Annotated in this window: 9 protein-coding genes; 7 read left to right on the top strand and 2 right to left on the bottom strand. The window is 72.7% G+C overall.

All coding sequences use genetic code 11. The features are described from left to right. The first annotated feature begins 286 nt into the window (after positions 1-286). From BU204_RS40365 to BU204_RS32225, 3 genes are all read left to right on the top strand, one after another. Positions 287-445, top strand: a complete 159-nt coding sequence (locus BU204_RS40365; RefSeq protein ID WP_158073546.1) for a hypothetical protein — start codon at positions 287-289, stop codon at positions 443-445. Then, positions 442-573: a hypothetical protein gene (locus BU204_RS42080; RefSeq protein WP_269844677.1), complete on the top strand. Its 132-nt coding sequence runs from the start codon at positions 442-444 to the stop codon at positions 571-573. Before BU204_RS40365 ends, BU204_RS42080 begins: the two co-directional genes overlap by 4 nt. A 110-nt stretch (positions 574-683) precedes the next feature. Continuing rightward, positions 684-1,655 (top strand): Acg family FMN-binding oxidoreductase, encoded by a 972-nt coding sequence (locus BU204_RS32225; protein WP_075129577.1) that lies wholly within the window; start codon positions 684-686, stop codon positions 1,653-1,655. Here BU204_RS32225 and BU204_RS32220 read toward each other — a convergent pair. Further along, positions 1,636-5,439 (bottom strand): nSTAND1 domain-containing NTPase, encoded by a 3,804-nt coding sequence (locus tag BU204_RS32220; protein ID WP_075129579.1) that lies wholly within the window; start codon positions 5,437-5,439, stop codon positions 1,636-1,638. The genes BU204_RS32225 and BU204_RS32220 overlap by 20 nt on opposite strands. A 246-nt stretch (positions 5,440-5,685) precedes the next feature. On the opposite strand from BU204_RS32220, the gene BU204_RS32215 reads away from it, so the two are divergent. From BU204_RS32215 to BU204_RS32205, 3 genes are all read left to right on the top strand, one after another. Beyond that, on the top strand, positions 5,686-6,861 hold the full coding sequence (locus BU204_RS32215) for a hypothetical protein (RefSeq protein WP_075129576.1): 1,176 nt from the start codon (positions 5,686-5,688) through the stop codon (positions 6,859-6,861). 166 nt (positions 6,862-7,027) lie between these two features. Further along, entirely contained in the window at positions 7,028-8,077 is a 1,050-nt protein-coding gene (locus BU204_RS32210; RefSeq protein ID WP_332888606.1) for an RNA polymerase subunit sigma-70, read from the top strand. Then, positions 8,058-8,489, top strand: coding sequence for a nitroreductase/quinone reductase family protein (locus BU204_RS32205; protein WP_075129575.1), 432 nt, complete (start codon positions 8,058-8,060; stop codon positions 8,487-8,489). The genes BU204_RS32210 and BU204_RS32205 overlap by 20 nt, the downstream gene beginning before the upstream one ends. A 98-nt stretch (positions 8,490-8,587) precedes the next feature. Here the strand turns inward: BU204_RS32205 and BU204_RS32200 are convergent, their stop codons facing one another. After that, complete coding sequence (locus BU204_RS32200) at positions 8,588-9,577, bottom strand: Acg family FMN-binding oxidoreductase (protein WP_075129574.1); 990 nt, start codon at positions 9,575-9,577, stop codon at positions 8,588-8,590. A 239-nt stretch (positions 9,578-9,816) separates the two neighbouring features. On the opposite strand from BU204_RS32200, the gene BU204_RS32195 reads away from it, so the two are divergent. Further along, positions 9,817-11,268 (top strand): PA14 domain-containing protein (locus BU204_RS32195; protein ID WP_233160848.1); only part of this gene is annotated, 1,452 nt, incomplete at its 3' end.

The following is an 11,268-nucleotide window of genomic DNA, read 5'->3' as shown; positions in this document are numbered from 1 at the left end:
CCGGAGGACCGCGAGCACCTTGCCCGCGATGCCGGTGGTGCCAGGGCCGTCGGCGGTGTCGGCGGTGTGCTGTAGCGGGACGTCCTTGATGGACATTGGGTACCTCCTTCGGGGGTCCTCTCACCACGAAGTGTCGTCCGGCCGCGGTACCGGGGCAGGAGTCGAAGGTCCCCGATCGGACGTCCTTGGTCCCCTCGGGAAGTGACCGAAGGCTGTGCCAACGGCGCCACCCGTATGGCCACTGTGGAGCCATGACACGGCAGATGATCACGATGCCCGCCCCAGGTTGGCCGTCCGCGGCGAGTTCGGCGGCGACCTCGACGAGTTGTTCGCCCGCAAGCTCGCGCCGGTGGTCCGGCACGTGTCCGGTCCGGTGCTCGACGTCCGGGTGCGGCTCACCAGGCACGCCGACCGGCCGTCGCCACCCCGGTCGAGGTCCGGGTGACGATCGACGTGAACAGGCACCCCGTCCAGGCCAAGGCGGCCGCCCGAACGGCCCGCGATGCGGCGGACCGCGTGGTCGAGCGGCTGGTGCGCCGCCTGGAGGACCGCCGAGGCCATCGCCGGCACTGACTCCGCGACGGGACGAAAGGCCCTGCGGGACAGGGAACCTGGACGCTGCCGGACCGGCCGCACGGCGAGCAGGCTCAAGGTGAGGGCCGATCCAGCACCAGGAGTGACCGATGAGCACCAGCGACGCCGACTTCCCCGCACTGGCCGACCACGCGCTGGCGGCGGCGACGAGGGCGCCGTCGGTGCACAACACCCAGCCCTGGCGTTTCGTGCTCCGGCCGCCACGCATCGACCTGTACCTGGACCGTGAGCGCGTGCTCGCGGTGGCCGACGCCGACGCGCGGGAGGCGCGGTTGTCCTGTGGCGCGGCCCTGCTGAACCTGAGGGTCGCGTTGCTGGCTCGCGGTCGGGCCACGGTCGTGGACCTGCTGCCGGACCCGGCCCACCCTGACCTGCTCGCGACGGTCCGGGTGGCCGGCGACCGGGCGCCGACGCCCGAGCTGCGCGACCTGGCCTCGGCGATCGACCGCCGGGCAACGAACCGCCGGCCGTTCGCCGACCGTCCCGTGCCGGCGCCGCACCGCAGTGCGCTGGTCCGGGCGGCCGACGACGAGGGCGCGACGCTCGTCCTGCTGGACGCCCCGCCGGCACTGGAGACCTTCGCGGTCCTGCTCCGCCGCGCCGACCGCCTGCAGGGGGAGGACCCGGCCTTCCAGGCCGAGCTGGCCGGCTGGACCCACCGCGCCGCCGAGGACGGGGTACCGGCCACCGCCGGCGGGCCCCGCCCGGCCGGAGACTCGCTGCTGACCCTGCGCCAGTTCCACAGCGAGTCCACTGTAGAGCGTCCGTTCGAGCGGGACCCGCTCGTCGCCGTCCTCGCCACCGCGGGCGACACCGTTCGCGACCAGGTCCGGGCCGGGCAGGCGATGCAGCGCGTACTGCTCACGGCAACGAGCGCCGGGCTGAGTGTTTCGTTCCTGTCCCAGCCGCTCGAGGTGCCGGACACCAGGGCCGGCCTGCGTGAGCTGCTGGGCGGACGGGGTCACCCGCAGGCCGCGCTGCGTATCGGCTTCGGCCACCCGACCGGCCGCACCCCGCGTCGCCCGGTCGCCGCCGTGACAGTCAACCCCCACGACGAATGACCTGAGGAGGAACAGCGCCGCCGCCCGGAAGGTGGGTTCGTCGCTCCTCCGGAGTCAGGTCGCGGGTCAGGTGTCCGCGCGCGGTGGCGAGTACCTCCGAGATCGGACCGCAGGCCGGGCAGCGCCAGGTCCGGACGCTGCCGTCGGCGTGGACGGTGAGGAACCGATCGTTCCCGGCTGGTGCGATCTCGCGCACGGCCGCCTGGAAACCGGCGACGACCAACGGGTCGCCGCGGCCGTCGACCCTGGAGATCCTGACGCTGGTGTCGCTCCCGGTGGTCGCCAGGTGGCTGCCGTCGGAGCTGAACGTCATCGTCCCCTCGCCCGGCTGGTGGCCGCGGAGCACGACCGGTGCGGCGGTGTCGCCCACGGCCCAGATGCGCACTGTGCCGTCGTTCCCGCCGCTGGCGAGACGGGTTCCGTCCCGGTTGAAGGCCAGACCCCAGACCGCGCTCTGGTGACCACGCAGCTTCTCCACGCGATCGGGATTGCGGAAGTCCCACAGCAGAACGGTGTTGGTGTCGGACGACGCGGCGACGTGGCGCCCGTCAGGGCTCCACACGACATCCATGAGGCTGCCCTGTTCACCCGCCATGGGACTCGACGTACTGTGCGGGGGATGTCCGTTCGCCGGAATCTCCCAGATGGACACGGAATCGTTGAAGCCGATGGCGGCAAGCCGGGTGCCGTCCGGACTGAACGCGACGCGGGCCGTCGGGGGCCCGGACAGGCGGTGCGGTGACCGCGGCCTTCCCGTGTGGCCGGAGAGGTTCCAGACGAGAACGCGACCGTCGTCGTCCGCCACGGCGATACGGCGACCGTCGGGACTGTAGACAACCTGGGTGACGGGTTGGCCGGACCCGGGCAGCACGGTGGGAGCCGCCCTACCGGTGAGGTCCCAGAGCCGGACCGCACCGGTCCTGTCGCCGACGGCCAGCCGACGGTGGTCCGAGCTCATCGCTGTGCTCCACACAGGACTCTCAGGGCCGCGGAGCACGGTCACGTCGTCGGCCTCGTTCACCTGCCAGATCCTGGTCGTGCCGTCCGCGCCCGCGCTCACGACGATGCCGCCGTCCCGGCTGAAGGCCGCCGCAAGAACCGGGCCGTCGTGACCGCGCAGCATCACGGGGGCGGCGTGCCGTCCGGCGTTCCAGATCCGCACGGTTCCGTCGGCGCCCGTGCTGAGGATGGACTGCCCGTCCGCGCTGTAGGCGACGTGGTAGGCCGGACCGTCGTGGCTGCCGAGCACGGCCGAGGTGGTCATGTCGGCGAAGTTCCAGGTTCGTACCGTGCCCTGGACGTCCACTGTGGCCAGACGACGGCCGTCCGGGCTGAACGCCACGGCCGCGACCTGAGTCTCCGGGCCGAGGAGCACCAGCGGCCGACCCGGTGCGACGAGGTTCCAGACACGGATCGTGCCGTCCTCGGCGCTGGCGCTCACGAGCCGGGTACCGTCCGGGCTGAACGCCACCGCGGCGACCGCCCCGTCGTGACCGCGCAGCACCCGCGGGGAGGACTCGCCGAGCGCGGGCCGGATCCAGACCGTGCCGTACTGGCCGCCGCTGGCCACCCACCTCCCGTCCGCGCTGTAGGCCGCGCTGAGGGTGACCTCCTTCCCGGCGGAGGGCCGGGGCGGCTCGCCGCCGCGGGTCCAGTCCACCACGGTCGCCCCATCGGTCACCCCCGTGAAGGCGATGTGGCGGTTGTCGGGACCGAACACCGGGCTCTGGATCCAGTAGCCGTTGCGCACGACCCGTTCGGGGGTCCGCCCCACCGTGGCGCCGGTCCAGCCGAACACCTGGAGCAGGCCGCCGGCGGTCGTGGTGGCCAGGTGCTCGCCGTCCGCGCTGAACGCGACACCGGTCACCGCGGCCGGTCGTCCGAGGGAGTCCCGGTTCTCCGGGAGGACGGCCCGGATGTGGGACTGGGTCGTGGCCTGGCGCAGTACGCCCTCGGTCTCCTCGTTGGGTGTCGCGGCGTACGCCTCGCGGGCCAGCAGCAGGCCCAGCTCCGGGTCGACGGCCAGCTGGGCACGGGCGTCGGCCGCGAGCTGTCGGCCGATCGCCAGCGCTCGCTCCCGGTCGGCTCGGCCGGCCATCATCAGGGCGACCACCGCGAGCACGGTGACCAGGGTGACCGCCGAACCAAGGCCGCCGACGGCCAGGCGGACACGCCGGCGTCGCAGGCGCTCCTCGCGCTCCGAGACTGCTCGGCCGGCGGCCAGGAACGCACGCTCCGCGTCGTTGAGGCGCGCGGGGGAGCGGTCCAGCCACGTCCCGAGGCGCGCTCCCCGGTACAGCAGGCTCTCGTCGCGTCCGTGGCTCTCCCACTCCGCGCTCGCCTCGGTGAGCCGTCGGTGGGCCCGGATCGCCTCGCGGTCCTCGGCGAGCCAGTCGCGCAGGAGCGGCCACCCGGCGATGAGAGCCTCGTGCGCGATCTCGACAGTGGTGGCGTCCCTCGTCACCAGGCGTGCGGCCGTGAGCCTGTCCAGGACCTCGACCACCGCGTCCCGGTCCGGGCTGTCGAGCAGCTCCGCCCGGGACACCCGCCGGCGGGTGTCCTCCGTGCCCTCACCGAGGGCGGTCAGCCGCAGGAGCACCTCGCGCACCGTCCGCCGGTGGCGTTCGTCCAGGTCCTGGTACAGGCGGTCGGCTGTCTGGGCGACCGCGCCGCTCACCCCGCCCGCGGACTGGTAGCCGGCCAGGAACAGACCGCTGCCGTGGCGGCGGCGCCAGGTCTCCCACAACGCGTGCGAGACGAACGGCAGGGCACCCGGGCGGTCGGCCGCGTCGTGCAGCACCGTCTGAACCAGCGTCTTCTCCACCATGAGCCCTGCCCGCGCGGCCGGGGCGGTGATGGCGTCGGTCAGCTCGTCGGTGCTCATCGGACCGACCAGCACCTGGGCGTCCTGCAACGCCTCGGCCAACCGGGTGTGGCGTGCGCAGTGGGTGTAGAAGTCGCTGCGCACGCCCACCACCACGCGGAGCCGGCACTCCGGGTCGTAGGCCGCGTCCAGCAGGGCGGTGATGAACCCGCTCCGCTCGCGGGCGTCGGCGCAGAGCGTGAACACCTCCTCGAACTGGTCCACCACCAGGACCAGCTCCGCGCCGTCCGGACGGGTCGCCATGAGCTGGCGGACCGCGAGACCGAAGGCGCCGGGCTCCTCCCGGAACCCGCCGACCAACTGTCCCGCGGCCACCCCCGTCCGCACCCCCAGGCGGACGGCGCATTCCTCCAACGGCCGCGCCCCGGGCGTGAGAACCAGGGCCGACCACCGGTCGCGGTCGGCGGACACCGCGGGCACCAGGCCCGCCCGCAGCACCGAGGACTTGCCCGAGCCCGACGCGCCGACGACCGCGACGAACCGCTGCCGCTCCACCCGGTCCAGCAGCGCGGCCACCAACCGGTCCCGGCCGCGGAACCAGTAGGCGTCCTGCGGGCCGTACGCCGCCAACCCCACATAGGGCGCTGGGCCCTCCCGCGCCGCCTGCCCATCGGGTTCGGGAACCCGCGGCGGGCTCAGCTCCGCCGCCGTCGCCCGCCAGCGCCGCTCCCACTCCGCCACGTCCCCGCCGCAGGCCGCGACGTACGCGAGCGTCACCGCCAGCGAGGGCAGACCGGCGCCCCGCGCGGCCTGCGCGAGCGTCGTCGCCGAGTAGTGCGCCCGCCGCGCCAGCTCGCGGTACCCCGGACTACCAGCATGGTGGCGCAGCTCGCGCAGACCGAGAGCGAACCGGGCGAGGGGCCCGTCCGCCGGGTCCACCCGCCGTTCAGGACGCGGCATCGTCATCACCCCTTCACCGACCGGTACCGGACGAACGTCCCATCCGGTCCGGTTGTGCACCAGCAGTAGCCGGACGGCGCACAACCGGGCGGTGCAACCTGACCGGTTATGGTGATTTCCCGCCGAGATGCGAGTAGTAATCGTTGACAGATCACTACCGGGGCGACTTTGCTCACTGGTGTCAGCGGCACGCGACCCCTGCGGCGGCCGGTCGGCCGTCTCCGCGCTGCCGTCGAAAGGACCGCCATGAAGTCCAGCCTGCTGGTCGGTGCGCTGGTCGCCGCGTCCCTGTTCGGGTTCGCGCCGGCCGCCACCGCCGAACCCGGTATCACCGTCGACCTCGGCAGACCCTCGACGCGGACGAACATCGCGCTCGACGGCGCGGTGCGGCTCGGTACCGCCCCGAACCGCGCGGCCGAGGCGACCCGCACGGGCCTCGCGACCTACCCGCTCGCCCTGACCACACCGGCCAACACCTTCGCCGCGACCGTCGACAGCGGCGTCCCGGCCGGTGCGGAGCTCGCAATCGACGTACGCGGCCGCCGTGCCGACGGGCAGTGGTCGGAGTGGACGGAGATCCGTCCGTCCACTCCGGCCGTCCTCCCGGTGTCGACGGCGGACGTCGAGCTGCGCGCGATGCTGAGCGCCCCTGAGGGCGTGGCCACGCCGGCGCTCCGCTCGCTGGTCGTGACCCCCTCGCGGTCGAGCGCCGCGCCGTCGGCGTCGGTGCGGTCGGCCGGCCTGTCCTACCGGGTGTTCGCGACCCGCGAGGGCCTGGTGGGTGGGACGACCGCGAACGGCCACGTCATCACGTCGCGGGACCACTTCGTGGCGCTGCCCTCCCGGCGCGGGCTGTCGGCCAACTGGGCGGGCGAGTACAGCGTGCGGGTCTGCGCGTCAAACGGGCGGTGCGAGTGGGCCCCGGTCTGGGACGTCGGCCCGTGGAACACCCGCGACGACTACTGGAACCCCGCCTCGGTCCGGCAGGAGTGGAAGGACCTGCCCCAGGGCAGGCCCGAGGCGCAGGCGGCCTACGAGAACGGGTACAACGGCGGCAAGGACCAGTTCGGCCGGACGGTGGCGAACCCGGCGGGGATCGACCTGGCGGACGGCACGTTCTGGGACGGCCTCGGCCTGACCAACAACGCCTGGGTGACCGTGACCTACCAGTGGACCGGCACGTCACCCGCCGGCTTCGTCGACACGGCCAGCGATCCGTTGAACGTCCGCAGCGGCACCACCACGAGCTCCGGGGTGGTCGGGATGGCCGCGAACTACGCGCAGGTCCGCATCGAGTGCCGGACCACCGGCCAGTCGGTGACCGGCACCCAGGGGACCTCGTCGGTCTGGTATCGCCTCGCCGCGGGGAAGTTCGTCGCCGCGGCCTACATCCGGGGCGGCGGTTCGGCCCCCACCTGCTGACCCGCACCGAAGGAGCGAAGTGGATGCCCCGGGCCGACGGCCCGGGGCATCCCGCGTTTCGACCGATTCCTTTCGCGGGTGCCGGCGGTCTACCTTTCCGGGACTTCTCGGCGCCGGGGAGGTGACCCTCCGATGTCGAGTGGACGGACCGAAGCGGCGCGTGAGCATGGACGAGGTGTCGGGTGAGGGCGAGGAGATGGTGATGGCGCAGCGGCCGGAGGAGTTCGTCGAGCAGAGCGAGCCGTTGCGGCGCGAGTTGCTGGCGCACTGCTACCGCATGGTCGGCTCGGTGGACGAGGCCGAGGACCTGGTGCAGGAGACGTACCTGCGGGCATGGCGGTCGCACGGGACGTTCGAGGGTCGTTCCTCGCTGCGCACCTGGCTCTACCGCATCGCCACCAACGCCTGTCTGTCCGCGCTGGAGCAGCGCGGCCGGCGGGTGTTGCCCTCCGGCCTGAGCGGTCCGGCCGACGATCCCGACGCGCCGCCTGGCCTCGCGGAGTCCGAGGTGGCCTGGCTGGGGCCGGTTCCCGACGCCGCCGTGGCCCTCGAGACCGGTGACCCCGGCACGCTCGTCGCGGCGCGTGAGGGCGTGCGGCTGGCGCTCGTCGCAGCCCTGCAGCACCTGCCCGCCCGGCAACGAGCTGTGCTGCTGCTCCGCGAGGTGCTGAGCTTCAGCGCCGCCGAGGTCGCGACCATGCTCGGTCTCTCGACAGCCGCGGTGAAGAGCGCGCTGCAGCGAGCCCGCGCCCGGCTCGACGAGGTCGCGCCTTCGCGTGAGAGCGTCGTCGAGCCGACCGCGCCGCACGCCCAGGACCTGCTGCGCCACTACATCGCCGGCTTCGAGAACGCCGACCTGGCGGCCCTGGAGAAGGCGCTGCGCACCGACGCCGCCATCGAGCTGGTCGGCACGCGGACCTGGTTCTCCGGCAGGACGACGTGCCTGCGCTACCTCGCGCACGTGCTCGGATCTCCCGGCGACTGGCTGATGACCCCGACCCGAGCCAACGGCCAACCCGCCGCGGCCACCTACTACCGCACCGCGGACGCGACCCACCAGGCCCTCGGGGTCGCCGTTCTCGATGCCACCCCGACCGGGGTCGCCCGCGTCACCGTCTTCCCCGGCGGCCCCGGGCTCGTGACGCGGTTCGGCCTTCCCCCTCAGCGCGAACGCCATCCGGAAACCGAGGAGAGCCATGCCGACCGTGCCGTCTGACGAGGAGTTCCGAACCTACAACGAAGGCGTGATCAGGGAGTTCCGCGCCAACCGCGGCACGGTCAGCCGACCGCCGTTCCCGATCCTGCTGCTGACCACCACCGGGGCACGTACCGGACGCCGGGCGACCGTGCCGCTCGGATTCGGGGTCGACGACGAGGGGCGCGTGTTCGTGGTCGCCTCCAAGGCGGGCTCCCCCACGCACCCGGCCTGGTTCCACAACCTACGCGCCGACCCGGTCGTGACCGTCGAACTCGGCGCCGGCTCCTACCGGGCCCGCGCCGTCGTCACGACCGGCGAGGAACGCGACCGGCTCTACCGCCTGGTCTCCGACGGCACCTCCGCCTACGAGCAGAACACCGACCGGAAGTTCCCGGTGATCGTCCTCGAAGGCGTGCCCGCCCCGGCGTAGGGCGCGTCCTCGGGGTCCCGGTCGATGAGCTTTCGTGGTCCAGGTGGTCGGTGGCACGCGCCCTGGGCGCACCTGCGCGGCCTCCTCCGGCCCCGCCTTCAGGCGGGCAGGTCGCCGAGAACCTCGTCCAGGTTGCGGCGGGGGCTGAACGGGAGGGGTTCGGCGCTGGTGGCGGCCCAGCCGAGCCGGAGGAGCAGCTGCGGCTCGGCGGTGCCCTCGAGGATCTCGTCGCGGAGCACCCGGCGGGTGTGGCTGATCTGCAGGGGCTGGGACAGCGGGCAGGCGGCCAGCCGCAGCCGGGTGGCGGCCAGCAGTGCCGTGCTGGTCGCCTCGCCGGCGCGCAGCCTGGACAGGGTGTCGTCGCTCGAGGTGGCGATCATCAGGAGTGCGGACTGCTCGTCGTAGCGCTTCGGCGATGCGCCGAGCGTGCCGTGGGCGAAGGAGCGCTGGGGGATGGTGGCGCTGCCGTGCCGCCGGGCGGGGGTGCTCCCGGCGAGGACGCCGTCGGTGGCCGCGCCGCCGCGGCCGGTCCAGATGGCCAGCTCCACCGAGTAGGCCGGATCGGCCTCCTGCACCACTGCCGCCTGGGCGATGGCGCCGGCCACCCGGAAGCGTGCCGTCGGGTCGGTGATCGCCACGGCGAGCGCACCCTGCCGGGCCGCCTCGGCCGCGAGCGTGCCCAGGTGCTGCGGCGGGACCGGCCACGACGAGAACCGCCGGCGGTCGGTCTGGCGTCGCTGGATCGCCCGGGCCAGCGTGATCTCCTGCTCGGTCGGCTCGTGCGGGTGCATCTCGACCGACGCCAGGTGGGTCGGGTCCGCGGGGTTGGGCAACCGGTGGACCACCGTTCCCCAGCCGGCCGTGGCCAGTGCGATCCGCAGGTGGTGCAGGGCCGCGCCGCAGCTGAGCAGGAGGTCCCGCCCGTCCGGGTCGGTGGCCGGCAACCGACGGTCGAGGTCGGCGAACAGGTGGACGGAGCTCTCCCCGACCAGCCAGCGCCAGGGTTGCGTGTTGTGCACCGACGGCGCTCGCGTCGCCAGGGCGACGGCGTGCCGCAGCGTGTCGCGGTCCGGCCCGGATGTGGTCATGGCGTCTCCCGTAGCGGTCTCTGGTCACCTCCAACACTCCCCGCGGCTCCCGGGGAAGGAGTAGGGACCAAAGGCCTCTCCGAGCGGCTACGGGTCCCTGGTTCGGTCCTATTGCATCCGTTCGACGTAACTTTGGTTGGTTCCAGACAAACTTTTGTTGACGATCGACGAAAGTACTTCTACCGTCGGTAAGCGTGACTGTGACACGGGTTACATCGGTCCGGTTCTTCCTCCCTGCAATGGTCGCCGTGTTGCTCCTGGCGGCGTCGGCTCTGGCCCTCCCCGGTCGCGCTCAGGCCCAGCCCCCGAACATCCCGCCCCAGGAACCCGGGGTCACGCTGCGCGTCTACGACGTGCAGGTGGGGCTGAACGAGCTGTGCGTGCTCAAGCCCGGCCAGACCCCCAACATCGACAAGCTGATGCCGACGATCGACTGGTCCACCACCGCCCAGTTCGGCATCGGCGACTTCTTCGTCTCCGAGGTCACCGGAAACGTCAACATCGCCACCGCCGGGACCTACACCTTCCGGCTCACCAGCGACGACGGCTCCCGGCTGCGGATCGACGACACGACCGTGATCGACCACGACGGGCTGCACTCGCCGACCGCCAAGGACGGGTCGATCGCGCTCGGCACCGGCTACCACTCGCTGCGCATCGACCACTTCGAGAACGCCGCCGACCAGGTGATCCGGCTGGAGTGGCGGCCCCCTGGCGCGTCGGCCTTCACGCTCGTCCCGAACAGCGTGCTGAGCACCGACGCCGGGGTCGTCCGGGTCACCGCCCCCGGACGCAAGGAGTGCGAGGCCAGCACCGACTCGCCCGGCGACGGGCTGCCACTGACCGGGGTCCACCCGAACTACACGCTGACCAACCTGCGGCCCGCCGGCTTCGAGCCGCAGGTCAGCGCGATCGACTGGCTCCCAGACGGCCGAATGGCCATCGCCACCTGGGGCGGCTCGGACAACGTCGCGGGCGAGGTGTACCTGCTGAGCAACGTCACCGGCGCCACCGACCCCTCCCGGGTGCGGGTGCAGCGCATCGCCCAGGGACTCAGGGAGCCGATGGGCATCAAGTACGCCGAGGGCAAGCTCTATGTCTCCGAGAAGCAGCGGCTGGTGGAGCTGAACGACACCAACGGCGACTGGGTCACCGACAACTACCGGACCGTGGCGACCTGGCCGTTCGGCGGCAACTTCCACGAGTTCGCGTTCGGCCTGCTGTACAAGGACGGGTTCTTCTACCTCAACCTCTCCGTGGCCATCAACCTCGGCGGTGCGACGACCGACCCGCAGCCCGCGCCCAACCGCGGAACGACGATCAGCGTCAACCGCACCACCGGCGCGGTCTCCTACGTCGCCGGCGGCCTGCGCACGCCGCACGGCATCGGCTGGGGACCCGAGGACGGCATCTTCGTCACCGACAACCAGGGCGGGTGGCTGCCGTCCTCGAAGCTGGTGCACATCAAGCAGAACCGGTTCTTCAACCACTACATGAACCCGGACGGCCCGTTCGACACCCGACCGGTCACCCAGCCCGTGCTCTGGCTGCCGCAGAACGAGATCGCGAACTCGCCGAGCAACCCGGTCCGGCTGACCCAGGGCCCCTTCGCCGGCCAGCTGGTGTTCGGCGACGTCACGTACGGCGGCCTGCAACGCGCCTACCTGGAGAAGATCAACGGTGAGTACCAG

Source organism: Actinophytocola xanthii, assembly GCF_001921205.1.
GTDB lineage: Bacteria > Actinomycetota > Actinomycetes > Mycobacteriales > Pseudonocardiaceae > Actinophytocola > Actinophytocola xanthii.
The sequence above is the reverse complement of the archived record's forward strand: the minus strand, read 5'-3'. Positions and strand labels throughout refer to the sequence as shown.

Excerpts from the sequence above, each read along its gene's own strand:
- BU204_RS32225 (WP_075129577.1), top strand. The coding sequence starts at position 684 with ATGAGCACCAGCGACGCCGACTTCCCCGCACTGGCCGACCACGCGCTG.
- BU204_RS32200 (WP_075129574.1), bottom strand. The coding sequence starts at position 9,577 with ATGACCACATCCGGGCCGGACCGCGACACGCTGCGGCACGCCGTCGCC.
- BU204_RS32215 (WP_075129576.1), top strand. The coding sequence starts at position 5,686 with ATGAAGTCCAGCCTGCTGGTCGGTGCGCTGGTCGCCGCGTCCCTGTTC.
- BU204_RS32205 (WP_075129575.1), top strand. The coding sequence starts at position 8,058 with ATGCCGACCGTGCCGTCTGACGAGGAGTTCCGAACCTACAACGAAGGC.
- BU204_RS32210 (WP_332888606.1), top strand. The coding sequence starts at position 7,028 with ATGGACGAGGTGTCGGGTGAGGGCGAGGAGATGGTGATGGCGCAGCGG.
- BU204_RS32220 (WP_075129579.1), bottom strand. The coding sequence starts at position 5,439 with ATGCCGCGTCCTGAACGGCGGGTGGACCCGGCGGACGGGCCCCTCGCC.